At 69.3% G+C, this 24319-nt stretch carries 20 protein-coding genes; 16 read left to right on the top strand and 4 right to left on the bottom strand.

Going from position 1 to position 24319, the window contains the following annotated elements:
• Window positions 1–41: 41 nt before the first annotated feature.
• Window positions 42–695, top strand: a complete 654-nt coding sequence (locus tag DX914_RS17505; protein ID WP_115861115.1) for a ubiquinone biosynthesis accessory factor UbiJ — start codon at window positions 42–44, stop codon at window positions 693–695.
• Window positions 692–2356, top strand: coding sequence for a ubiquinone biosynthesis regulatory protein kinase UbiB (gene ubiB / locus DX914_RS17510; RefSeq protein ID WP_115861117.1), 1665 nt, complete (start codon window positions 692–694; stop codon window positions 2354–2356). The genes DX914_RS17505 and ubiB overlap by 4 nt, the downstream gene beginning before the upstream one ends.
• 726 nt (window positions 2357–3082) lie before the next feature.
• Here the strand turns inward: ubiB and DX914_RS17515 are convergent.
• Complete coding sequence (locus DX914_RS17515; RefSeq protein ID WP_115861119.1) at window positions 3083–5878, bottom strand: M16 family metallopeptidase; 2796 nt, start codon at window positions 5876–5878, stop codon at window positions 3083–3085.
• Between the two features lie 118 nt (window positions 5879–5996).
• On the opposite strand from DX914_RS17515, the gene DX914_RS17520 reads away from it, so the two are divergent.
• On the top strand, window positions 5997–6746 hold the full coding sequence (locus tag DX914_RS17520; RefSeq protein ID WP_115861121.1) for a pseudouridine synthase: 750 nt from the start codon (window positions 5997–5999) through the stop codon (window positions 6744–6746).
• Window positions 6747–7171: 425 nt separating this feature from the next.
• Here DX914_RS17520 and DX914_RS17525 read toward each other — a convergent pair whose 3' ends face one another.
• Window positions 7172–7696 carry a DUF2059 domain-containing protein gene (locus DX914_RS17525; RefSeq protein ID WP_115861123.1) on the bottom strand — a complete coding sequence of 175 codons (525 nt, stop codon included), beginning with the start codon at window positions 7694–7696 and terminating at the stop codon, window positions 7172–7174.
• Window positions 7697–7786: 90 nt separating this feature from the next.
• On the opposite strand from DX914_RS17525, the gene arfB reads away from it, so the two are divergent.
• The 3 genes from arfB (at window position 7787) to DX914_RS17540 (ending at window position 10395) form a co-directional block, all read left to right on the top strand.
• Window positions 7787–8200 carry an alternative ribosome rescue aminoacyl-tRNA hydrolase ArfB gene (gene arfB / locus DX914_RS17530; RefSeq protein WP_115861126.1) on the top strand — a complete coding sequence of 138 codons (414 nt, stop codon included), beginning with the start codon at window positions 7787–7789 and terminating at the stop codon, window positions 8198–8200.
• Between the two features lie 10 nt (window positions 8201–8210).
• The gene (locus DX914_RS17535) at window positions 8211–8822 is read left to right on the top strand and encodes a lysophospholipid acyltransferase family protein (protein WP_115861128.1); all 612 of its coding nucleotides are present in this window, start codon (window positions 8211–8213) and stop codon (window positions 8820–8822) included.
• A 196-nt stretch (window positions 8823–9018) separates the two neighbouring features.
• Window positions 9019–10395 (top strand): glycosyltransferase, encoded by a 1377-nt coding sequence (locus tag DX914_RS17540; RefSeq protein ID WP_115861130.1) that lies wholly within the window; start codon window positions 9019–9021, stop codon window positions 10393–10395.
• 574 nt (window positions 10396–10969) lie between these two features.
• On the opposite strand, the gene DX914_RS17545 is transcribed toward DX914_RS17540, so the two are convergent.
• A complete protein-coding gene (locus DX914_RS17545) occupies window positions 10970–11938 on the bottom strand; it encodes a LysR family transcriptional regulator (RefSeq protein WP_115861132.1) in 969 nt (322 codons plus the stop codon).
• Window positions 11939–12074: 136 nt separating this feature from the next.
• Between DX914_RS17545 and aceB the strand changes: the two genes are divergently transcribed.
• The 4 genes from aceB (at window position 12075) to DX914_RS17565 (ending at window position 19077) form a co-directional block, all read left to right on the top strand.
• Complete coding sequence (gene aceB, locus DX914_RS17550) at window positions 12075–13706, top strand: malate synthase A (RefSeq protein ID WP_115861134.1); 1632 nt, start codon at window positions 12075–12077, stop codon at window positions 13704–13706.
• A gap of 160 nt (window positions 13707–13866) precedes the next feature.
• Window positions 13867–15165: an isocitrate lyase gene (gene aceA, locus DX914_RS17555; protein WP_115861136.1), complete on the top strand. Its 1299-nt coding sequence runs from the start codon at window positions 13867–13869 to the stop codon at window positions 15163–15165.
• A 218-nt stretch (window positions 15166–15383) separates the two neighbouring features.
• On the top strand, window positions 15384–16406 hold the full coding sequence (locus DX914_RS17560; RefSeq protein ID WP_231118322.1) for a GGDEF domain-containing protein: 1023 nt from the start codon (window positions 15384–15386) through the stop codon (window positions 16404–16406).
• A 34-nt stretch (window positions 16407–16440) separates the two neighbouring features.
• Window positions 16441–19077: a putative peptide modification system cyclase gene (locus tag DX914_RS17565; RefSeq protein ID WP_115861140.1), complete on the top strand. Its 2637-nt coding sequence runs from the start codon at window positions 16441–16443 to the stop codon at window positions 19075–19077.
• Here DX914_RS17565 and DX914_RS17570 read toward each other — a convergent pair.
• Window positions 19029–19355 carry an NHLP-related RiPP peptide gene (locus DX914_RS17570; protein WP_115861142.1) on the bottom strand — a complete coding sequence of 109 codons (327 nt, stop codon included), beginning with the start codon at window positions 19353–19355 and terminating at the stop codon, window positions 19029–19031. The genes DX914_RS17565 and DX914_RS17570 overlap by 49 nt on opposite strands.
• A gap of 112 nt (window positions 19356–19467) precedes the next feature.
• Here DX914_RS17570 and DX914_RS17575 point away from each other — a divergent pair, with 112 nt between their 5' ends.
• From DX914_RS17575 to DX914_RS17600, 6 genes are all read left to right on the top strand, one after another.
• Complete coding sequence (locus DX914_RS17575; RefSeq protein ID WP_115861144.1) at window positions 19468–20640, top strand: putative peptide maturation dehydrogenase; 1173 nt, start codon at window positions 19468–19470, stop codon at window positions 20638–20640.
• A 238-nt stretch (window positions 20641–20878) separates the two neighbouring features.
• The gene (locus DX914_RS17580) at window positions 20879–21331 is read left to right on the top strand and encodes a hypothetical protein (protein WP_115861146.1); all 453 of its coding nucleotides are present in this window, start codon (window positions 20879–20881) and stop codon (window positions 21329–21331) included.
• A 68-nt stretch (window positions 21332–21399) separates the two neighbouring features.
• The gene (locus DX914_RS17585) at window positions 21400–21876 is read left to right on the top strand and encodes a hypothetical protein (RefSeq protein ID WP_115861148.1); all 477 of its coding nucleotides are present in this window, start codon (window positions 21400–21402) and stop codon (window positions 21874–21876) included.
• Window positions 21877–22120: 244 nt separating this feature from the next.
• Window positions 22121–22582, top strand: a complete 462-nt coding sequence (locus tag DX914_RS17590; protein WP_115861150.1) for a hypothetical protein — start codon at window positions 22121–22123, stop codon at window positions 22580–22582.
• 200 nt (window positions 22583–22782) lie between these two features.
• Window positions 22783–23274: a hypothetical protein gene (locus DX914_RS17595; RefSeq protein ID WP_115861152.1), complete on the top strand. Its 492-nt coding sequence runs from the start codon at window positions 22783–22785 to the stop codon at window positions 23272–23274.
• A 184-nt stretch (window positions 23275–23458) separates the two neighbouring features.
• Window positions 23459–24313 (top strand): alpha/beta fold hydrolase, encoded by an 855-nt coding sequence (locus DX914_RS17600; RefSeq protein WP_115861154.1) that lies wholly within the window; start codon window positions 23459–23461, stop codon window positions 24311–24313.
• The last annotated feature ends 6 nt before the right edge of the window (window positions 24314–24319 follow it).

The following is a 24319-nucleotide window of genomic DNA, read 5'->3' on the forward strand; positions in this document are numbered from 1 at the left end:
CGGGCCGGCGGCCGCGGCGGGCGCGGGGCTACAATGACGGCATGACCCCCTCTGCCGACGCCCTGTTCCCGTTCTCGCTCAAGGTCATGGCCGGCGGCGCGCTGGAAGGCGCGCTCAACCGCGCCCTGGCCCTGGACCCCGATACCCAACAGGCCCTGCGCACGCTGGACGGGCGCCGTCTGGCCCTGCACCTGGCCGCGCCGCCGCTGGCGCTGCAGATACGGGTGGACGGCGAGCAGCTGCGGGTGGGGCCGGTGGAGCCCGGCGAGGAGCCGGACCTGTCGGTGCGCAGCACCCTGGCCGGGCTGGTCTCGCAGCTCCCGTTCCTGCGCAACGAGGACGCGCCGCCGGTAGGCAAGCTGCGCATCGAGGGCGACGCCGACCTGGCCCGGCGCCTGCAACGCCTGGCCGAGCGCTTCGATCCCGATTGGCAGCGGCCCTTCACCGGCGTGTTCGGCGACATCCTCGGCGTGCAGATCGCCAACGGCCTGGCCGGCGGCCTGCGTCACGCACGCGGTGCGGCCGGCGCCTTTGCCCAGAACGCGGCCGAATTCGTCACCGAGGAATCGCGCGACGTGGTCGCGCGAGACGAGCTCAACGCCTTCCACGACGACGTGGATGCCTTGCGCGACGACGTCGAGCGCGCGGCCGCGCGGGTGGCGCGCCTGCGCGCGCGCGCCGGGAGCGGCGCATGAAGTCGGCGCTGCGCGCCTGGCGCATCGGCCGGGTCCTGCTGCGTTATCGCTTGGACGACCTGCTCGACGACACCCCCGCCGAGCGCTGGCTGCGCCTGGCGCGGCCGTTCGTGCCGCGCGCTTCGGCCGAGATCGCCGCGCTGCCGCGCGGCGCGCGCTTGCGTCTGGCGCTGCAGGAACTGGGCCCGATCTTCGTCAAGTTCGGCCAGATCCTGTCCACCCGCCGCGACCTGGTGCCGCCGGACATCGCGGTGGAGCTGGCGTTGCTGCAGGACCGGGTGGCGCCGTTCGACGGCCAGGCCGCGCGCGCCATCGTCGAGACCGCGCTGGAGCGCAGCATCGCCGAGGCGTTCGAGACCTTCGACACCACGCCGCTGGCCTCGGCCTCGATCGCCCAGGTGCACGCGGCCACCCTGGCCGGCGGCCGCGAGGTCGTGGTCAAGGTGCTGCGCCCGGACATCGAGCGCAAGATCGCCGGCGACATCGCCCTGCTCAAGGCCATCGCCAGCGTGGTCGACCGCGCCCATCCCAGCGCCGACAAGATCCGCCCGCGCGAGATCGTGGCCGAGATCGAGAGCACCCTGGCCGCCGAGCTGGACCTGCAGCGCGAGGGCGCCAACGCCAGCGTGCTGCGCCGCTTCTGGAAGGACAGCGAAGACCTGTACGTGCCCGAAGTGATCTGGTCGCACACCGCCGAGCGCGCGCTGACCCTGGAGCGCGTGTACGGCATCCCGTCCGACGACATCGCCGCGCTGGACGCGGCCGGTATCGACCGCGCCGCGCTCTCGGCCAAGGGCGTGCGGGTGTTCTACACCCAGGTGTTCCGCGACAACTTCTTCCACGCCGACGCCCACGCCGGCAACATCTGGGTCGACAGCGATCCGGCGCGCAAGTCCAACCCGCGCTTCATCGCCCTGGACTTCGGCATCATGGGCCAGCTCTCCGACGAGGATCAGTACTACCTCGCCGAGAACTTCATGGCGATCTTCAACCGCGACTACCGCCGCATCGCCGAGCTGCACGTGCAGGCCGGCTGGATGCCAGCGCACATCCGCATCGACGAGCTGGAAGCGGCCACGCGTGCGGTCTGCGAGCCGTATTTCACCCGCCCGCTCAGCGAGATCTCGCTGGCCGAGGTGCTGGCCAAGCTGTTCCGCACCGCGCAGCGCTACGAGCTGACCCTGCAGCCGCAGCTGATCCTGCTGCAGAAGACCCTGCTCAACATCGAAGGCGTGGGCCGTTTGCTGGACCCCAAGCTGGACATCTGGGCGGTGGCGCGGCCGGTGCTGCAGCGCATCCTGGTGGAGCGCTACAGCCCGCAGCGCCTGGCCAGCGAGTTCCGCAAGCGCCTGCCGGAGCTGGTGACCCACGCGCCGGAAATGCCGCGGCTGCTGCATGCCTGGCTGAGCCAGCAGGTGTCGGGCGGGCACGAGCTGAAGATGCGCTCCAACGATCTGGCCGAGCTCACGCGAACGGTCAAGGACGCGCAGCGGCGCACGGTCGCGGCGATTCTGGGCACGGGGCTGCTGATCGTGGCGGCGGTGCTGTACGGTCTGGAAGCCGGAGGCCCGCGCTTCTGGTCGGTCCCGGCTTCGTCGTGGATCGCCGGCATCGGCGGCATCTGGGCGCTCCTGGCCGCCTGGCCCCGCCGCAGCAGCTAACCCGCTTTCGCTCCGGGGTAGGAGCGGCGTAAGCCGCGACCGCGAATCCGCACCTACGACGAAAGCTGCGCATCCCCTGTAGGAGCTGCGCAAGCTGCGACCACGAGCCCGCAATTATGACGAACGCTTCGGTCTCTGCGGGATGTGCTTTCTGTAGGAGCGGCGTAAGCCGCGATCAACTCCGAACTCGCGAAGGTGTCTGGGTGTGCTGGTTGAAGCAACAACAACAGCTTCCGTCCGCAAGCGGCCGAGTCACTTTCTTTTGATAAGCGTCAAAAGAAAGTAACCAAAGAAAAACGCTACGCCAGAGCTCCCGTGCGAGATCGGAGCGTGCGCCGGGATTTTTCGATGGCACATCCTGTGCCAGCGAAAACGGCGCACCTCCTGTGCGCCGCCCCCCGCCTTCGCGGGGGCAGGCTCTCCGGGTCTTCTATTGGGGCTGCGAGTTCGGTGCCCGAGCGAGGATCAAGAGCATTCGCGCGTTGCGCTCACCCCCTCACCCTAACCCTCTCCCGCAAGCGGGAGAGGGGATGCATTCGACGCGGCTTGCTGCTTTAGCCCCTCTCCCGCTTGCGGGGTGAGGGGCAGCGTTTGCGAGCCACTGGCTCGCGCTGCACCGAACGCTCGACCGCTATGCGGTCGGGCCGGGGTGTGGGTTGGGGTGAGGGCCCACGAAACCGCAACGACCGCGCAAGCCGATTCAGCGCCGAAGCCACCCCCACCGCCTCACGGCCGAGCCGCCTCCGCCGAGCTCTTCGCCTTGGCCTTCGCCGCCGCATTGGCGAGATCGCCCGCGATATAGAAGCTCAGATCATCCGGCCGGAAATGCTTGCGGATCGCCGCATTGACCTCAGCGGCGGTCAAGGCCTTCAGCTTCGCATCCAGATCGGCCTGGAACTGCATGCTGCGGTCCAGGTACAGATTGCTCGACAGCAGTCCGGCGATCGCTCCGTCGCTGGCGCGGCCCTGTTCGCGCTGGGTGATCAGGCCGGCGATCGCGTCGCGCAGTTCCTGCTCGCCCACGCCGTCGCGGATCCAGCGTGCGTATTCCTCGCGCATCGCCGCTTCCACCTTGTCCAGGTTCTCCGGCGCCGCGATCGCGCTCAGGGTCAGATTGCCGGCGTCGTCGCGACCCTCGCGGCTGGCGTCGGCGTCGAGTTCGCTGAAAGCGCCGTAGCTCAGGCCGTCCTTCATGCGGATGCGGTCGAGCAGGCGCGACTGGCCGCCGCCGCCGAGGATGTGGTCGGCGACCAGCAGCGCGGGGTAGTCCGCATCGCGGTCGTTGAGCGACAGGTTGACCCGCGCCAGCACGGTGCCGTTGGCCTTGTCCGGCGTTTCGAAGCGCTCGCGCTTGGGCGCGACCGGCTGGTAATGGGTGTCGATGGGAGCGAACGCGTGCGGCGCTCGCCAGTCCACGAACAGCTGCTGCAACTGCGCCTTCAGCGCCACCGGATCGAAGTCGCCGACCACGCTGATCTCGCCGACCGAGGTGCCGTAGAAATCGCGATGGAACGCGCGCAGGTCCTCGACCTTGGCGGCCTTGACGTCGGCGATCATCTGCTCGATGCCGCGCGAACGCAGCGGGTGCCCGACCGGCCACGGGTCGAAATCGCGACCCATGGCTTGCGCGGCGACCGCGCCGGGTTGCTTGCGCATGGATTCCAGGCTGGTGACGACCTGGGTGCGGTATTGCTCGAACTCGGCCTGCGGATAGTCGGGTTTGCGCAGGATCTGCGCGGCCAGCGCCAGGGCCTCGGGCAGCTGCTCGCGGCGGCTGGTCATGCCGATGGCGGCGCCCTGCAAACCGCCGCCGATGCCGGCCTCGGTCTTGAGCGCTTCGAAACGCTGGTCGATCTGCTCGCGGCTGAGCCCCGCCGCGCCGCGCATGATCATCGAGCCGGTCGCGCCGGCGACGACGCTGCGCCCGGTCAGCGAGGCCTCGTCGCCGAAGCGGAAGCGGGCGTTGAACACCACCGTGCCGCCGCGGGTCTTCTTCGGCAGCAGCGACACGCGCAGGCCTTCGCCCAGGGTGAAGGTCTCGGTGCGTGCCTGGATATTGGACGGCGTGGCATCGAACTGCTCGCCGGCGGCGACCGCGGCCTTGCCGGTGTAGCCGTTCACCAGCGCCGAGGCCGGCGGCGCCGCGCCGATCTCGGCGCGATCGGGCTTTTCGGTCGGAATGAAGCGGCCCAGGGTACGGTTGCTGGGCTTGAGGTAGGCACGGGCGACGCGGTTGACGTCGTCCACGCTCACCTTCGCGATTGCGTCGCGACGCACGAAATACAGGCGCCAGTCGCCGGCGGCCACCGATCCCGACAGCCCCAGCGCGATCGCATTGACGTTGGTGTAGCCCAGCTCGTAGCCGTTGGCGATGCGTTGCTTGGCCGCCTCCAGCTCGGCCTGGGTGATGGGCTGCCCGCCCAGGTTTTCCAGCTGCGCCAGCAGTACGGTTTCGGCCTTGCCCAGGTCGGCGTCGCGCGGCAGGCCGACCATGGTGGTGAACAGGCCCGGGTCGCGCAGGCTGTCGCCGCTGCTGCCGGCGCCCGCGGCCAGCTTGGTTTCGACCAGCGCCTTGTGCAGGCGGCCGCTGGGCACGTGGCTGAGCACGTCGGCCAGCACCTCCAGCGGCGGGTTGTCGGGATGGGTTTCTGCCGGTATGTGGTAGGCGCTGAACAGCAACTGCAGATCGCCGGTGCGGCGCACCACCACGCTGCGTTCGCCGTCCTGGGTCGGGTCCTGGGTATAGAAGGCGGGCAGCGGTGCGGCAGGCCGCGGCAACGGTGCGAACGAGGCGCTGATCAGCGCCAGGGTCTTGGCCGGGTCGATACGGCCGGCGACGATCACGGTGGCGTTGTCGGGGCGGTACCAGGCCTTGTAGAACGATTGCAGCCGTTCGATCGGCACGCCTTCCACGTCGCTGCGCGCGCCGATGGTATCGCGGCCGTAGTTGTGCCAAAGGTAGGCAGTGGAGCGCACGCGTTGCGAGAGCACGGCGGTGGGGCTGTTCTCGTTCTTCTCCATCTCGTTGCGGACCACGGTCATCTCGCTGTCCAGGTCCTTCTTGGCGATGTTGGAGCGGACCATGCGGTCGGCCTCCATGCCCAGCAGCCAACGCAGGGTGTTGTCGTTGGCGGGGAAGGACGCGTAGTAGTTGGTGCGATCGAAGTTGGTGGTGCCGTTGAAGCCGATGCCGCGCTTCTTCATCTCGGCCGGGATGTCGGCGTGGGTGGGCGTGCCCTTGAACAGCAGGTGCTCGAGCAGGTGCGCCATGCCGGTTTCGCCGTAGTTTTCGTGCATGGAGCCGACCCGGTAGGTCACGTTGACCGTCACCGTGGGCTTGCTGGCGTCGGGGAACAGCAGCACCTGCAGGCCGTTGCCCAGGGTGTATTCGCAAATGCCCTCTACGCAGGGGCCGGCGCTCGTGCCCTTGGGCAGTGCGGTTTGTGCGGCGGCGGGTACGGCCAGGGCCAGCGCCAGCGCCAGCACGGAGTAGGACAGGGCGGACGGACGGATCGTTGGCATGGGCTTCCTGCGTGGGAGGGGAAAGACGTAGAGACGGGCGTGAGCCGGCGCGGTTGACGCGCCTGCGCCCTGTATAGACGAAAATAGCCGGCCATTCCCGACGCGCCAATCAGCCCGCATGTCAGAAGCGTTCAGCGACGACCCCGCCGCACCCCTGTCGCCGCTGGGCGTGCTGTATGCCGACGAGCACCTGGCGGTGATCGACAAGCCGGCCGGGCTCATGGTGCACGACAGCGCACTGGCGCGCGGCGAGACCGACTTCGCCGCCGACCGCCTGCGCGCGCAGTTCGGCCGGCCGATCCATCTGGTCCATCGCCTGGACCGCGCCACCAGCGGCTGCCTGCTGCTGGCCTTCGACCGCGAGGTCGCCTCAGCGCTGGGCAAGGTGCTGATGTCGCGCGAGTTCGAGAAAGACTACCTGGCGGTGTGCCGCGGCTGGCCGGACGAGGCCTTCGTGGTCGATCACGATCTGGACGGCGGGCCTGGCAAGCCGCAGAAGAAGCAGGCGATCACCCGTTTCCGGCGCCTGGCCACCTGCGAACTCGCGCTGCCCTCGGCGGGTTTCGCGACCTCGCGCTACGCGCTGCTGCTGGCGCAGCCGGAGACCGGCCGCTTCCGCCAGATCCGCCGCCACCTCAAGCACCTCTCGCACCACCTGATCGGCGACACCAGCCACGGCGACGGCCGCCACAACCGCGCCTTCCGCATGATGGGCATCCACCGCATGCTGCTGCACGCGCAGCGCCTGGCCTTTCTGCACCCGGTCAGCGGCGAACGCATCGCCGCGGTGGCGCCGGCGGATGCGGAGTTGGCCAAGGCCCTGGCGTTGTTCGAGGAAGCGGCCCTCACCCCAACCCCTCTCCCGTAAACGGGAGAGGGGCTAAAAGCAGCAGCGTCGGATGCATCCCCTCTCCCGCTAGCGGGAGAGGGTTAGGGTGAGGGGGTGAGCGCAACGCGCGAATGCTCTTGATCCTCGCTCGGGCGCCGAACTCGCCGTCCCAATAGAAGACCCGGAGGGCGGCGCACAGGAGGTGCGCCGTTTTTCGCTGGCACAGGGATGTGCCATCGAAAAATCCCCGCGCACGCACCGCTCTCGCACGGGAGCTCTGGCGAAGCGTTTTTCTTTGGTGACTTTCTTTTGACGCTTATCAAAAGAAAGTGACCCGGCCGCTTGCGGACGGAAGCTGTTGCTGTTGCTTCAACCGCAGCCCAAAGCAAATCCCCCTCAATCCCCCTTTGTCAAAGGGGGAAGACAATCAAAGGCGGAAGCAAAAAGCCTGAGAGGCCAAAGTCTTACTTCGTCTCAGCCCCAGCGCTCTTATCCTTCACCCGCCCCTCGTGCGCCTCGGCTTCGATATCCCGCTGCAGGTCCTGCATCATCGGCACGATCAGCTTCTGCATCGCGTTCATGGTGTTCTGCATCAGCGACGGCATCTTGTCGAGCAGGTTCTGCCCGGCCGGGCTGGTGTAGAACGCGATCAGCGCGTCCATGTCCTCGCCGCTGAAGGTCTGCCGGTAGATGTCGCGGTAGATCGGCTCCAGCTTCGGCCAGGCCAGGGTCTTGCGCAGCTGCGCGCTGGAACGGGCGATGGTGCTCTCCAGGCCCTTGCGCTCCGACGCGCTGAGCTCGCGGCCGGCCATCATCTGCGCCACCATCTGCTGCTGCGAGGCCTCGATCTGCGGCAGCATGGCCTCCACGGTCTGGCGCGCGCGCATGACCTCCAGCAGGCGGTCCACCTGGGCGTCGCTGGGCGGCGCGGCCAGGGCGGCCAGGGGCGAGGCCAGCATCAGCAGAACGGCGAGGGCGTAGCGTTTCATGGGTCGATCCTCCGTGATTGGGCAGGCATCGTCGGGGCTGCGGCCGGCGCCGTCAACGCCGTGGCGCCGCCGCGGACTACAATCGGCGGCATGAGCCAGGCCCCCATCACTATCCCCGAGCAGGAACTGACCGAACGCTTCGTGCGCTCGACCGGGCCGGGCGGGCAGAACGTCAACAAGGTCGCGACCGCGGTGGAGCTGCGCTTCGACGTGGCGCAGTCGCCGTCGCTGCCCGAAGCCGTGCGCGAGCGCCTGCTGGCCAAGCGCGACCGGCGCATGACCAACGAGGGCGTGCTGGTGATCAGCGCCCAGCGTTTCCGCACCCAGGAGCGCAACCGCGAGGACGCGCGCGAGCGCCTGGCCGCCTTCATCGACAGCGGGATGCGCGCGCCCAAGCCGCGCATCGCCACCCGCCCCAGCCGCGCCGCCAAGGAGCGGCGCCTGGGCGCCAAGCGCGAGCGCAGCACCATCAAGCGCACCCGCGCGCAACGCGATTGGGACTGACGGAGCGCCCATGCCCGAGCCGGCCGACGACGACGTGGTGCTGCCCCTGCCGCCGAACGCGCCGCGGGTCCGGCCCAATCGCTTCACCCGCTGGATCGGCCGCAGCGTGCTGCGCCTGGGCGGCTGGCGCATGGTCGGACGGTTTCCGGACATCCCCAAGCTGGTGCTGATCGGCGCGCCGCATTCGTCCAACTGGGACGGGGTCTGGGGCTTCGCCGCCAAGGCCGCGCTGGGCCTGGACATCAAGATCCTGGGCAAGGACTCGCTGTTCAAGGTGCCGCTGCTGGGCTGGGTGCTGCGGCGCATGGGGGTGATCCCGGTCGACCGCAGCGCCGCGCACGGCGTGGTCGAGCAGGCTGCGGCGATGATCCGCGGCGCCGACCAGTTCTGGTACGGGCTGGCGCCGGAGGGCACGCGCAAGCCGGTGGAGCGCTGGAAGACCGGCTTTTGGAAGATCGCCAAGGCCGCCCAGGTACCGGTGCTGCCGGCCTATTTCCACTACCCCGACAAGGTCATCGGCATCGGCGAGCCGTTCCAGCTGGGCGACGACATGCACGCCGACATCGAACGCATCCGTGCCTGGTACCGGCCCTGGCAGGGCCGCCATCACGGCACCCCCTGACCCCTTCCGGCCGCGCTTTGCGTATGGCTACTACACAGGGGCGAAACGGTCGCAGGACGCGGCGCGTTCCCCGGTGAGGCCAAGGGGGACGGGATCGTGTCGGGGAGCAGGGAGCCACGCGGCGCGGCGCCGGCCGCCGCCGGCGTGAGGAAAGCGGGTGCGGCCACGGCCCGCACCGCAGCGTGGAGGCCGGACCATGCCAGCCCTGCCCTGGTTCGCGCTTAGCCCCAACGGGCTGCTCAGCGCCGTGGGCCTGTGGCGCGGCGCGGAAGAAACCGTGCCCACGCCGGTCGAGGATTGGCGCCAGGCCGTGGTCGACGTGGTGATCCCGGCGCGCCGGCAGCAGCGCGATATCGCCCATTGCCTGGCCGCGCTGCTGGCGCAGACCCTGCAGCCGCGCGCGGTGGTGCTGGTAGACGACGGCGGCACCGAGCGCGACGCCACCGCCGCGATCGCGCGCGAGTTCGCCGCCGCCAACGGCCTGTCGCTGCGGGTGATCGAGCGCATGTGGTCGATCGGCCGCGCGCCCACGATCAAGCGCCAGGCGCGCGAGTCCGACGCCGACGTGGAGTTCGTGCTCGACGGCGACGTGCTGCTGCATTCGGCCGACTACATCGAGCGCTGCGTGCGCGAGCTGTACGAAGGGGTGGGCATCGCCAGCGTCTGCGGCATGCTCCAGCCCATGCGCGGCGAGCACCGTCGCGCGCTGGAGCGCTCGCCCGCGTTCCAGCGCTGGCTGCACGGCGAAACCTACCGCGACCCGCGCGCGCGCCGCGGCTGGGGCCGGCGCGCCTTGCAATGGCTGGGCGACGTCTACCGCGAAACCAGCTGCCTGCTGCAGCAGCGTTTCATCAACCGCGGCCAGATGGCGCTGTTCGGCGGCGTGGCCACGCCGCGCGGCAACGCCATCGCCTATCGCCGCCGCTACGTGAAGGACCTGTTCGACCGCTATGAGCCGGTGCACGGCGATCAGTTCGATGGCGCCGAGGATCTGTACATCGCCCTGGCGCTGGCGCACGAGGGATACCGCAACGTGCAACTGGGCCAGGTGCTGGCGCACGCCGAACAGCCGGCGCTGGACCGCCTGCCGCGACAGAGCTGGCGTCAGGCGCAGGCCTTCCTCAGCGGTTGCCGCGAGTTCAACGCCTTGCTGCTGACGCCGTTCAAGGGCTGGCGGCGCTGGCTGCGCCGGCGCACGCGCGTGCCGGTGGAGCAGCGGCGGGTGCGCGAGGCCTACCGGCAGCCGTTCGGCGAACGCATGACCCACGAATACGGGCGGCCGATCGGTTGGGCGCTGTTCCTGACGGTGGCCGAGCGTCTGGCGTTTCCCTTGTTGCTGCTGCTGTTGCTGCTGCGCGGACAGTGGGGGTGGCTGGGCGCGATCGTGGCGATGGAGGTCGTGGCTACGGCAGCGGTGCTGGCGGCGGTGGCCGAGGAGCGGCGCGCAGCCACCGTGGGCAAGGGCCTGCTGTGCGCGCCGGTGCGCTACGCGATGCTGATGGTGCAATTGGCCGCCGCCGTCGCCTTCCTGTTCGCGCCGCGCTGGCGCTGCGGCGCCGACCGCTCGCGCTAGCGCCCGTCTTGGGGTAGGAGCGGCGTAAGCCGCGACCGCGAATCCACAACTGCGACAAACCTTTCGAGCCCCCTGTAGGAGCTGCGCAAGCTGCGACCGCGAATCCTCATCTACGTCGGGACCCTCGTTTCCCTTGCTTCCGCCTTTGCTTGTCTTCCCCCTTTGTTGAGGGGGATTGAGGAGGATTTGCCTTTAGTAGCAACAGCAACAGCTTCCGTCCGTAAACGGCCGGGTTACTTTCTTTTGATAAGCGTCAAAAGGAAGTAACCAAAGAAAAACGCTACGCCAGAGCTCCCCTGCGAGAGCGGAGCGTACGCCGGGATTTTTAGATGGCACATCCTGTGCCAGCGAAAAACGGCGCACCTCCTGTGCGCCGCCCTCCGGGTCTGCAATTCGGGCTGCGAGTTCGGGGCCCGAGCGAGGATCAAGAGCATTCGCTGCGCTCACCCCCTCACCCTAACCCTCTCCCGCAAGCGGGAGAGGGGATACATCCGACGCCGCTTGCTGCTTTAGCCCCTCTCCCGCTTGCGGGAGAGGGGTTGGGGTGAGGGCAGCCGCAAACCGCGGCGGCGGCTCACCGATCCGACTGCCCCGTCGCGTAGTAATCCCCGCGGTAGAACAAATCCGGCTGGATCAGTTCGGTGAACGCGCGCGCCTGCGGCGACAGGTATTTGCCCTTGCGCACCACCACGCCGTAGCTGCGCGAGGGGAAGTAGTCGGCCAGCGAGCGCGCGGACAGGCGGTTGCGGTCGGCGTCGGTCAGGCAGATCGCGGTGACGATGCTGATGCCCAGGCCCATGGCCACGTACTGCTTGATCACCTCCCAGCCGCCGACCTCCAGCGCCACGGTGTAGGGCACGCGATTCTGTTGGAACACCAGGTCGACCATGCGGTAAGTGGTCAGGCGCTGCGGCGGCAGGATCAGGCCGTAGGGGCTCAGGTCCTGCAGGCTCACGCTGTCGAGCTTGGCCAGCGGGTGGTCGCGCGGGGCGATCAGCATGGGCTCGAAGCGGTAGACCGGGGCGTAGCTGAGGTCGCCGGGCACGTCGAGCATGGAGCCCACGGCCAGGTCCACGCCGTCGGAACGCAACAGGTCCAAGCCGCTGGCGCCGGTCACGTTGTGCAGGGTCAGCCGCACCTCGGGGTGGGCGGCGCGGAAGGCTTCGACGATCTTGGGCAGCAGATACAGGATGGTGGAACTGCCGGCGGCCACGTGCAGCTCGCCTGCGTCCAGGCCGCGGATGCGCTCGCGGAAGGCGCCGTCCAATCCGTCCAGGCCCTCGACCAGGGGCCGCGCCAGCTCGTACAGCTCCTGGCCCTCGCGGGTCAGGGTCAATCGGCGGCCGCTGCGCTCGAGCAGACGCACGCCCATGTCGCGCTCCAGGGCCTGCAATTGCAGGGTGACCGCCGGCTGACTGAGGTAGAGCGCCTCAGCCGCGCGTGAGACCGAGCCCAGGCGAGCGGTTTGGCAAAACGCGCGCAGCGGCTTCAGCTTGTCGCTTTTGTAAGCAAAACGCGGACTTAGCGAGCGCGTCGAGGTCACGTGAATGCCATATATAAGCTAAGCAAATGATATGCATTGAAAAAACTTGATTGTCAAATACAAGACGGCGCCGCATGGTCTAGACCCAAGGGGCCGGCTCATCCGCAGCGGCCCCAAGCTTTCAGGAGTCGCAACGATGTCGGCAGTGATCGCGCAACGGCAGGACCTTTCCTCGCAACCCGGGCCGGACGGCGGCATCGAAGTGCTGGCCCGTCTGCCGGGCCAGGAGCAGCTGCTGACCCCGGCCGCCCTGGCCTTCCTGGCCGACCTGCACCGCCGCTTCGAACCCGCGCGCCAGGCGCGCCTGGCCGCGCGCCGCGAGCGTCAGGCCCGGTTCGACGCCGGCGAGCTGCCGGACTTCCGCGCCGACACCGCGCCCCTCCGCAACGGCGCCTGGCGGGTGGCGCCGCTGCCGGCCGCGTTGCTGGACCGCCGGGTCGAGATCACCGGCCCGGTCGACCCGAAGATGGTCATCAACGCGCTCAACTCCGGCGCCAAGGTGTTCATGGCCGATTTCGAGGACAGCACCTCGCCGACCTGGAACAACCTGCTCACCGGCCAGCGCGCGCTGAAGAAGGCCGTGGCCGGCACCCTGGACTGGATGGCGCCGGACGGCGCCAAGCACTACACCCTCAAGCCGTTCGAGCAGCAGGCGGTGCTGATGGTGCGCCCGCGCGGCTGGCACCTGGACGAGAAGCACCTGCGCGTGGACGGCGCGCCGATCTCGGCCAGTCTGTTCGACCTGGGCGTGTTCGCCTTCCACAATGCCGTCGCGCTCGCCGCGAAGGATCGCGGACCCTACTTCTACCTGCCCAAGCTGCAGTCCATGGAAGAGGCGCAGCTGTGGAACGAGGTCATCGACCGCGTCGAGCAGGCGCTGGGCCTGAGTCCCGGCCAGATCAAGGTCACGGTGCTGATCGAGACCCTGCCGGCGGTGTTCGAGATGGACGAGATCCTGCACGCGCTGCGCACGCGCATCGCCGGCCTCAACTGCGGCCGCTGGGACTACGTGTTCTCCTACATCAAGACCTTCCGCGCGCACCGCGACAAGGTCCTGCCCGAGCGCGGCCAGGTGACCATGCTGCAGCCGTTCCTGCGCGCGTATTCGGAACTGCTGATCCAGACCTGCCACAAGCGCGGCGCGCATGCGATGGGCGGCATGGCCGCGCAGATTCCGATCAGCGGCGACGAGGCCGCCAACGAGGCCGCGCTGGCCAAGGTGCGCGCCGACAAGTTGCGCGAGGTCACCGCCGGCCACGACGGCACCTGGGTCGCGCACCCGGCGCTGATTCCGCTGGCCATGCGCATCTTCGACGAGCGCATGCCCGGCCCGCACCAGCAGCACGTCAGCCGCGACGACGTGCTGGTGATCCGCGACGACCTGATCAAGCCCTCGCTGGGCACCATCACCCGCGCCGGTTTCGAGGGCAACGTCGAGGTCTGCGTGCGCTACCTGGCCGCGTGGCTGGACGGCAACGGCTGCGTGCCGATCCACTGGCTGATGGAAGACGCGGCCACCGCCGAGATCGCGCGCACCCAGCTGTGGCAGTGGCTGCATTCGCCGGGCCTGCACCTGGACGACGGCACGCCGGTGGATTACGCGCTGCTGGAGCGCGCGCTGATCGGCCTGCCCAGCAAGCTGGCCGAGCGCATGAAGCTGCCCGGCGGCGACCGCCTGGGCGAAGCCATCGCGATGCTCGACCAACTCACCCACGCCGACACGCTGGAGGAGTTCCTGACGTTGCCGGCTTACCAACGCATCGATTGATCGCGGCTCCCTGTAGGAGCGGCGCAAGCCGCGACCGCGACACCTCAGTCGCGACGCGATTGGGTTACCCCGCAGTCGCGGCGCGCGCCGCTCCTACAGTCGGATACCCGTCTCACCTAACCACCCCACGTCGTTACGACCCCACGCAAGGAACGAAGTCATGAGCCACACCCTGCCGACCGCCGAGCAACTCCGTCACGACTGGGCCAGCAATCCGCGCTGGGCCGGCATCACCCGCCCGTATTCGGCCGAGGACGTGGTGCGCCTGCGCGGCACGGTGCCGGTGGAGCACAGCATCGCCAAGCTCGGCGCGGCCAAGCTGTGGAACTCGCTCAACACCGAGGACTTCGTCAACGCGCTGGGCGCGCTGACCGGCAACCAGGCCATGCAGCAGGTCAAGGCCGGGCTCAAGGCGATCTACCTGTCGGGCTGGCAGGTGGCCGCCGACGCCAACATCGCCGGCGAGATGTACCCCGACCAGTCGCTGTACCCGGCCAACTCGGTGCCGCAGGTGGTGCGCCGGATCAACAACACCCTGCTGCGCGCCGATCAGATCCAGTGCGCGGAAGGTACCGGCGACATCGACTTCCTGCAGCCCATCGTCGCCGACGCCGAGGCCGGCTTCGGCGGCGTGCTCAACGCCTTCGAACTGATGAAGGGCATGATCGAAGCCGGCGCCTCGGGCGTGCATTTCGAGGACCAGCTGGCGTCGGTGAAGAAGTGCGGCCACATGGGCGGCAAGGTCCTGGTGCCCACCCGCGAGGCGGTGGAGAAGCTGGTCGCCGCGCGCCTGGCCGCCGACGTCATGGGCGTGCCGACCCTGATCGTGGCGCGCACCGACGCCGAGGCCGCCGACCTGCTGACCGCCGATATCGATCCCAACGATCAGCCCTTCACCACCGGCGAGCGCACCACCGAGGGCTTCTACAAGACCCGCAACGGCCTGGACCAGGCGATCAGCCGCGGCCTGGCCTACGCGCCCTACGCCGACCTGGTGTGGTGCGAGACCGGCAAGCCGGACCTGGAGTTCGCGCGCAAGTTCGCCGAGGCCATCCACGCCCAGTTCCCGGGCAAGCTGCTGGCCTACAACTGCTCGCCCAGCTTCAACTGGAAGAAGAACCTGGACGACGCGACCATCGCCAAGTTCCAGAAGGAAATCGCCGGCTACGGCTACAAGTTCCAGTTCATCACCCTGGCCGGCTTCCACAGCCTGAACTACGGCATGTTCAACCTGGCCCACGGCTATGCGCGCCGGCAGATGAGCGCCTTCGTCGAGCTGCAGGAGGCCGAATTCGCCGCCGCCGAGAAGGGCTTCACCGCGGTCAAGCACCAGCGCGAGGTCGGCACCGGCTACTTCGACGCGGTCACCCAGACCATCCAGGGCGGCCAGTCCTCGACCGTGGCGCTGAAGGGCTCGACCGAGGAAGAACAGTTCCAGCACGACCGGGCCGCGGCTTGATCGCGGCCGGCCGCGCGGCGCGGGGTTGGGGGATTTCGCGCCGCCGCGGCCGGCCGGCTGGGCCTGGCGGGGCCCGTCCGGCCGCCGGCCGGGGCTGACCGGGCTACGCTTCCTGGCACGTTGGAGGTTGAGGTGAGGTGCTATCCTGCCTCTCCAGCCTCTGAAGGAGCCGGGGATCCGGGGGTCGTGGGATGAATCGCGATGGCGCTGCGCCGACCATGAAGGGCGGCCAGTTCAATACGGATCCGATCGCGGCGCCTAACGAAGCGGCGACGGCCGCGCTTAGCCAGGCGGAATTCGAACTGTTCGCCGAGCTCGGTCGCCCGCGCGCGGTCGAAGCCGGGCAGGTGCTGTTCCGCCGCGGCGAACTGGGCACCACCATGTTCATCGTCGCCAGCGGCGCGATCGACCTGGACTTCGGCGACGACCTGGTCACCAAGCGCCTGGGCCCGCGCGAGTTCTTCGGCGAACTGGGCCTGCTGATCGGCGACCACGCCCGCAGCGCCGACGCCATCGTCGCCGGCGCCGGCCTGCTGATCGAACTGCGCCACGAGGAGTTCCAGCGCCTGGTCGACCGCAATCCGGGCCTGGTCTGCCATTTCCTGCGCCGCGCGATCATGCGTGTGGTGCTCAACGAGCAAGGCCTGATCCGGCGCCTGCGCCGGCGCAACCAGGACCTGGAGGCCGCGCTCGACAGCCTGTACGCCACCACCCACCAGCTCAACCAGACCGAAGAGCTGATCCGCACCGACGAGCTCACCGGCCTGTACAACCGCCGCGGCCTGACCCTGCGCCTGCAGGAAAGCCGCGCGATCGGCATGCCGGCCTCGCTGGGCCTGGTGCTGGTGGACTGCGACCGCTTCAAGCAGGTCAACGACGACCACGGCCACCTGGCCGGCGACCGCGTGCTGCAGGCCGTGGCCAGCATCCTGCGCTCGGTGGCCGGGCCCGAGGACGTGGCCTGCCGCCTGGGCGGCGACGAGTTCTGCCTGCTGGTGGCCTCCAGCAACGCCGGCGACGTGATGCGCTTCGCCGAGTTCATCGTCGCCACCGCGCAGAACCTGATGCTGATGCCGCAATCGCCGCCGGCCATGTGCCCGGTCAGCGTGGGCGCCTGCATGGTCGACCCGCGTGCGGACTGGAACGACTGGTATGCGCGCGCCGACGAGGCGCTGTACCAGGCCAAACGCAAGGGCGGCAACCGCGTCCACTGGCAGGACGCGGCCCTGGAACCGGTCTGAGCCGGCGCGCGAAGAACAAGGACGACAGCTCGCGATGAACGATGCACACCGCCCCCATCCGGAAGCGCCGCAGCTGCGCACGCTGTTGCTGACGGACCTGTGCGACTCCACCACCCTGGTCGAGCGCATCGGCGACGCCGCGGCGGCCGAGCTGTTCCGCGAACACGACCGCCTGGTGCTGCGCCTGCAGCAGCAATGGCGCGGCCGCCTGATCGACCGTTCCGACGGCCTGCTGCTGTTGTTCGAACGCCCGATCGACGGCCTGGGTTTCGCCCTGGATTACGAACGCGGCCTGCGTGAGCTGGGCCGCGAGCGCAAGCAGACCCTGCTGGCGCGCGCCGGCCTGCACGTGGGCGAAGTGCTGACCTGGCGCAACAGCGACGAAGCCGTGCAGGTGGGCGCCAAGCCGCTGGAAGTCGAAGGCCTGGCCAAGCCCATGGCCGGCCGGCTGATGGCGATGGCGCGCCCCGGCCAGATCCTGCTCTCGGCCGTGGCCGAGCCGCTGGCGCACCGCGCCGCGCGCGAGCTGGGCGAGCGTGGCCAGCAATTGCTGTGGAAGTCCTACGGCCGCTGGCGCTTCAAGGGTGTGCCCGACCCGCAGGAAATCTACGAAGTCGGCGAGCCCGGCATCGCGCCGCTGCGTGCGCCGCCGAACTCGCCCAAGGCCTGGCGCGACGTGCCGCTGTGGCGGCGCCCGGCGGCGCTGGCGGCCGAGGTCGCGGTGCTGGCGGTGGTGGGCGTGGGCGTGTGGTTCGTGACCAAGCCGCAGCCGGCCATCGCCTTCAACGAGCGCGACTGGGTGGTGGTGGGCGACCTGCGCAACCTCACCGGCCAGAGCGTGCTCGACGATTCGCTGGAACAGGCTTTCCGCATCAGCCTGGAGCAGTCGCGCTACGTCAACGTGCTGTCCGACCTGAAGGCGCGCGACACCCTGGCGCGCATGCAGCGCAAGCCCGACACCTTCCTGGACCGCGCGGTGGCCTCGGAAATCGCGCTGCGCGACGGCGCGCGCGCGGTGATCCTGCCGACCGTGGCCGAAGTGGGCGGGCGCGTGCGCGTCAGCGCCGAGGTCATCGACCCGCACACCCAGACCACGGTCTACGCCGAATCCGTCGACGGCGTGGGCGCCGGCTCGGCGCTGTCGTCCATCGACCAGGTCACCGCCAGCCTGCGCAACAAGCTGGGCGAGGCGCTGAAGTCGATCGACAACGACTCCGCGCCGCTGCCGCAGGTGACCACCAAGAACCTGGACGCGTTGCGCGCCTATGCGCTGGGCACCAAGGCCTACGCCAAGCGCCAGTTCCCCGAGGCGCTGCAGTACTTCCAGCGCGCGCTCGAACTGGACCCGAATTTCGCCCTGGCCCATATGGGCGTGATGCGCGTGTACGTGAGCAACGCCGACAACGCCGCCGCGCGCCCCTCGCTGCTCAAGGCGGTGGCGCTGCGCGACCACCTGCCGCCGCGCGACGCGTTGTACCTGGACGCGTGGGCCGCCGAATTCGGTCCGCAGCCTTCGCGCCGTGCCGCGCCGAAGTGGAAGCTGCTGGCCGGCCTGTACCCGGACTACTACGCCGGCCAGAGCCGCCTGGCCTGGTTCGAGTTCACCTCCGGCCGCTACGACGCCGCCCTGCGCGGCGCGCAGGCGTTCTCGGCGCCGCAGAACGCGCTGCGCGACATCGCCATGGAGCTCAAGGGCCGCGTCTACCTGGCCCAGCAGAAGCCGGCGCAGGCGCTGGAAAGTTTCAAACAGGCCGAAGTCGCCGGTCAGTACTCGCCCACCCGCCGCCACGCCGCGGCCCTGGCCACCCTGCAGCGTTATCCCGAGGCCGAGAAAGTGCTCGCCGCGCTGCCGGCCAACGACCGCAGCCTGGGCGCGCTGGTCAACGAATTCGAGCGCATCTCCATCCCGCTGGATCAAGGGCGTTTGGGCGAGGCCCAGCGCGTGGCCGATCGCGCCTCGGCCGCCGCGCGCGAGGCCAACCCGCTGCTGCGCCACCCGTTCCAGATCGCCGACTACTGGACCGACCTGCTGCGCGATCCGGCGTCGGTGCCGGCGGCCAAGATCGGCGCCCTGGCCGATGCGATCCTGGCCGATGCCGCCGCGCCTTCGGCCGATGCCGACCGCGACGATCTGCTGGTGATGGCGCTGGCCGCGGTGCGCCTGGGCCAGCGCGCCGGCGACGTCCGCATCGGCGAGCGTCTGCTGCCCAAGCTCGGCGAACTGGTGCAGCAGTCCGGCCATATCGGCGCGGGCAAGCTGCTGACCGTGGTCAAGGCCGACCAACTGCGCCTGTCGGGCCAGCCGACCCAGGCCGCGACGCTGCTCGCGCGCGAGGTCGACGGCAGCGAACCCTTCCAATTGCACGTCGCCTTGCGCGACGCGCTGCGCGATGCCGGCAAGGCGGACGAAGCCTTGCAACAGGACCGCTGGCTGGCCGAACACCGCGGCCTGGCCTACATCGAACCGCTGGGCGGTCAGGCCCTGCAGGCCATGAGCGTGGCCGACGCCAGCCTGGCGCGGCTGAGCGCGGCCGAACGCCTGGCTGCGCTCGGGCGCCCGGACGAAGCGCGACGGGAAGCCGAGGCCTTCCGTCGCGCCTGGGCGGCCGAACCGCTGCCGCCTTACTTACTGCGCAGGCTGGATGCGACGCTGCCCGCTTCGAAGCAGTGAACGACCGTGTGCGTGTCGGTCGAGGTCAGGTAGGTCCGCAGTTCGCTGAGCGAGGCCTGGATCTCCTCCTTCGGCGCGATGTTGGTCACCATCATGCAGCTGGTGTCCGACAGCGCGGCCTTGGTCTGGGCCGGTGCCAGGCCCAATCCGCCCAATGCAGCGGCCGGATCCTGAACGAACAGGTCGCGGAAATGGTCGTCGTTGCCGAGCTTGTGCAGCAGCTTGTCGGCGACCTTCGGATCCAGGGGCGGATGCCCCTTGGCGTTGTCGTTGCCCATCGATACTCCCCCTAGCAGAGCCGGTTGTGGCCCCGATCGGCTGGAAATCTATCCTTGTCCCATTGGCGGGACAACCTCAAAACCATAAAAAACTGCTGCACGGGAGTGGAATATGCAGGTGAGGCGATGTGCGGTGGTGTACTTGGAGCCGCGCGAGGAAATCAGCTTCGATCTGCCCTCCTTGCTGCAAGGCGGCGCCGGCCTGCGCCGGCAGCGGCGGTGGCTGGCGTTGGCGCCTCATTTGGATGGCGAAATCGAGATCGACGCCGACGAGCGCGAACTGCTGGGCCGGCTCAGCCCGGGGCAGTGGAGCCCGCTCGAATCCCTGAGCGACGCGCCCGCGGCGGCCCTGCGGCGCCTGCTCGACACCGGCCTGCTGATCGGCGACGCCGAGAGCGACGCCGCCCACCGCGAGCGCGACCAGGCCCTGCGCGACGGCCACTGGTGGCCGCCGGCCGCGCTCGCGCACCGGCTGGCGCGCTGGCAGGGCGTGGACGGCGTGGCCGACATGGAGGCCAAGGACCTGACCACGGTGTCCGGCCTGCGCGACAAGCTGGGCGCACCGCCGCCGCCGGTGCGCGAGCGCGTGCCGGCCGCGCAGCGCATCGCCCTGCCCGAGATCGAGCCCGCCGACCTCGACGCCCTGCTCGCGCGCCGCGCCACCTGCCGCAACTTCGACCGCGAACGCGCGCTGCCCTACCGGCTGTTCGCGCAGATGCTGCAGCGTACCTTCGCCGCCCAGGCGCAGCTGCGCGTGGACGAGGATGCGGTGTTCCTGAAGAAGCACTCGCCCTCGGCCGGCGGCCTGCACCCCACCGAGGCCTATTTGATCGTGCAGCGGGTGGAGGGCCTGGCCCCGGGCCTGTACCACTACCACCCGATCGAGCACGCGCTGGAACCGCTGCCGCCGCCGCCGGGCGAACTGGCCGATTTCGTCCTGCGCGCCCTGGCCGGCCAGCACTGGTTCGCCGACGCTCCGGCGCTGGCGGTGCTGGCGCCGCGTTACGCGCGCTGCTTCTGGAAGTACCGCCACCACGCCAAGGCCTACCGCGCCCTGGTCCTGGACAGCGGCCACCTGTCGCAGACCCTGTACCTGAGCGCCACCGACCTGGGCCTGGGCGCCTTCGTCACCTGCGCCGTCAACGAGGTCGACCTGGAGCGGGCCTTCGGCCTGGACCCGCTGAGCGAAGGCCCACTGGCGGTGTGCGGGTTCGGCTGGCGCGCGCAGCAACAGCGCACCGCCGAGTTCGACCCGGCCGGCGAGGTCTGGGCGCCGGCGCGCTGAGCCGGACCGGCCACGGCCAGGCGCAGCGCGGGCACGGCCGGCCGCATCCCTGCCGGCGCCGCCGCCGCGTCCGGCCCGGCCGGGATCGCGCTGAACCCCGATTGCGCTGCGCCCGCGCCCCGGAGCCCGCTCCAGGCTTGTCCTGATCGGCCCCGTTTTGCTTAAAAAGGCGGGTTGAAGGTCACACTTAGGCGGCGTAACTTCCATGCTCCGCAATCGCGATCGAGGAGTTGCCCCCATGAAGTTGCGTGTTTGGGCCCTGAGCCTGTTGCTGGTGGCCCCGTTGTCCTACGCCTCGGTCGACCGCGGCGTATTGCAGTTCGAATCGATTCGTTCGCAGCAGTCCGAAATCCGTGCCGCGGTCAAGGCCGCCAACGGGCGCTACAAGGAAATGCCGCAGAACACCCGCGGCGAGTTGTTGGCCAAGCAGGACCAGCTGTTCCATCTGATGGACGGCAAGCAGTCCACCCAGGACCTCAACGAAGACCAGAAGACCGAGGTATTCAACACCTTGGAGTGGATCGAAGCGGCGATCAACAGCGCCGACGACGAACGCATGGTCTGCGAGCGCCGCCCGGTGCTGGGCAGCAACCGCAAGGAGCGCGTGTGCCGCACCGCCGGCCAGATCCGCGCCGAGCGCGAATCCGCGCGCGAACGCATCGAAAGCGGCGAAGTCCGCAGCAGCCAGTAAACGGCGCCGCCGCGTACGGGCGCCGTCGCGCGCACCGTACGCGGCGCGTCAAAACCAGGGGAAACGTCATGAAGCGAAGCATCGTGCTGTTCGCCGTACTGTCGTGCGCCGCGTTCGCGGCCGTGGCCAACGTCGGTCGCCTAGGCCAGATCCTGCAAGAGCAGCGCGAGATCCGCGCCGAGACCGAACGTCCCACCGGCGCCTACGCGCGCTTCGACCGCAACCAGATCGACAAGATGCAGCGCGCGCAGGACCGCATCTTCCGACTGCTCGATGGCGTCGACCAGGTCGAACAACTGGACCGCGAAAAGCAGGTCGAGCTGTTCAACTCGCTGGAGGAGGTGAAGGCGGTGCTGGCGGCCAACGAGAACGACCGCCAGATCTGCCGCCGCGAACGCAAGACCGGCACCACCCTGCGCGAAGTGCGCTGCGCCACCGTCGGCGAACGCACCAAGCTCACCAACGAAGCGCGCGATTGGAAGGGCGATTCCGGCGTGTGCGCGCCCGAGTCGGGTAGCACCTCCTGCGGATCGGCCCGGCCCTGAGCCGCCGCACCCGCATCGATTCCCTCCTTTGTTGAGGGGGGCCAAGGGGGCTGTTGCTGTTGTTGTGGCTTCAAGCCAAGAGCAAATCCCCCTCAGTCCCCCTCAACAAAGGGGGAGGCGAAACGCCGGAGCGCCAGCCTTCGGCACCTTTTGGGTGCCCACCCGCCACATAGGCCGAAAGCTCAGTCGACAGCCGCCCCGACGGCCACGTATGGTCGCGGTCCCCATCCACGGACCGAAGTCGATGAAGAAGTTTGTACTGGCCGCCTTGATCCTGGGCGCGCTGACCGCGCCGCAGGCGTTCGCGGCCGACTACGCCGCGCAGGAAGCCCAGGCCATCCGCAACCAGCAGGCCGAAATCCGCGCCGGCGTGGAAGCGCGCAGCGGCCGCTACAAGGACATGTCCGGCGAAACCCGCGCCACCTTGCTGACCAAGCAGAGCGAAGTGCTGCGCACCCTGGAGGGCAAGCAGTCCACCGCCGAGCTGACCGAACAGCAGAAGATCGACGTGTTCAACTCGCTGGAGTGGATCGAAGCGGCGATCAACAACGCCGACGACGAGCGCCTGGTCTGCGAGCGCCGCGCGGTGCTGGGCAGCAACCGCAAAGAGCGTGTGTGCCGCACCGCCAGCCAGATGCGCGCAGAGCGCGAGCTGGCACGCCGGCAGATCGAGCAGCAGAAGGGCGGCGACTTCGGCCGCGATTGACGCAGCGCAGGTCGTGCGTGCGAAGGGCGGCGCAGTGCCGCCCTTCTTCGTTTGGCGCGCATGCCGCGGCCACGGCGGTCCGCCGTCGCGGTGTTTCGGACGGACGGCGCTCCCGGCCGTTGTAGCCGCCAAGGCAGGGCGCGTAGTGTCTGGGTCGAGCCGTAGCCCCGATCCCGGTCCGCCTACGAGGAGCCATCGCCATGAAGCGTTTGCTGCCGTGTCTGCTTTTGCTGTGGACGCTGGGCCCGGCATGGGCCGACGAACCGGTGCAAGCCGGTGGCGCGCAAGACGACGGCCGCGACCGCCTGCAAGTGGTGCTGGAACAGCAGCGCGCGATCCGGGCCGACCTGGACGACGGCGGCATCGACGGCCTGAGCCCGCGCCAGGCCAGCGCGATCCGCAAGGCGCAGAAGGAGGTCTTCGCCGCCGCCGAAGGCAAGCAGCGACTGGACCAGCTGTCGATGGACGACAAGATCCGCCTGGACAACGCCCTGGAGCGCATCCAGGCCGAGCTCGGCGACAGCCGTACGGCGCGCGACGGCCAGGATGTGTGCTGGCGCGAGCGCGTCAGCGGCACCAGCATGAAGAAGACCCGCTGCGGCACCGAAGCCCAGCGCCGCGAAGCGCGCGAAGGCGCGCGCGACTATCTGGAGCGCCCGCGTACCTGCGGGCGCAATTGCGGCGGCTTGTAGACCGCCACGCGCGCCGGGCCGGACTGGCCCGTAACCGCACGCGCCGCCTCGTCACGCGGCCGCCAGACGCTCCATGCCAGCATGCGCATGCGACGCAGGCACCGCAGCGCATGAGACCGTTCGACAGGGCGCATGCAGCAGCGACGCGTGGCCGCGATCGGCCCGATCTCACGAGTCTTCATTCATGCCCGAACGATTAACGATAGAAGGCATTGACCTTGCGGTCCGACTGGCTGGCGAGCGCTCCGCGCCCGCGCTGCTGTTGATCCACGGCTTTCCCAGTTCATCGGCCACGTTTCGCAATGTGATCGCTCCGCTCGCGCAGCGCTGCTACGTGGTCGCACCCGATCTGCCCGGCTACGGCCAGTCCGACCCGATCGAGCAGCCCTCGTTCTCGCGCTACGCCGACATCATCGAAGGCCTGCTGACGCAGCTAGGCATCGATCGCTTCCACCTGTATCTGCACGACTATGGCGCCGCGGTGGGGCTGCATTTGGCTACGCGCGCGCCCGAACGTATCCGCGGCCTGATCGTGCAAAACGCCAACGCCCATGCCAGCGGCATCGGCCCGCAGTGGGCGGCGACGCAGGCGTACTGGGACGATCCCACCCCGGAACGCGAAGCCGAAGCCACCGCCCACCTGAGCTACGAGGGCACGCGCTACCAATACGTGGGCGACATCCCGCGCGACATCGCCGGGCGCATCGACCCGCAGCAATGGGAGGAGGACTGGCGGGTCATGTCGCAGACCGGTCGCCTGGAGCTGCAGCGCGCGCTGGTCTACGACTACCGCAACCACGTCGCGCGCTTCGGCGACATCGCCGACTACCTGCGTCGCCATCAGCCGCCGGCGTTGATGCTGTGGGGGCGGCACGATGCGTTCTTCAGCATCGACGAAACCCTGGATTGGATCAAGGATCTGCCGCGCATGCAGGCGCACGTGCTGGACGGCCCGCATTTGCTGCTGGAAACCCACGCGGCCGAATGCGCGAGGTTGATGGGAGATTTCATCGCGCGCGTGGAGGCTGGGCACGCCTAGGCATCG

Origin of the sequence: Lysobacter silvisoli, assembly GCF_003382365.1 — a bacterium.
GTDB classification, from domain to species: Bacteria; Pseudomonadota; Gammaproteobacteria; order Xanthomonadales; family Xanthomonadaceae; genus Lysobacter; species Lysobacter silvisoli.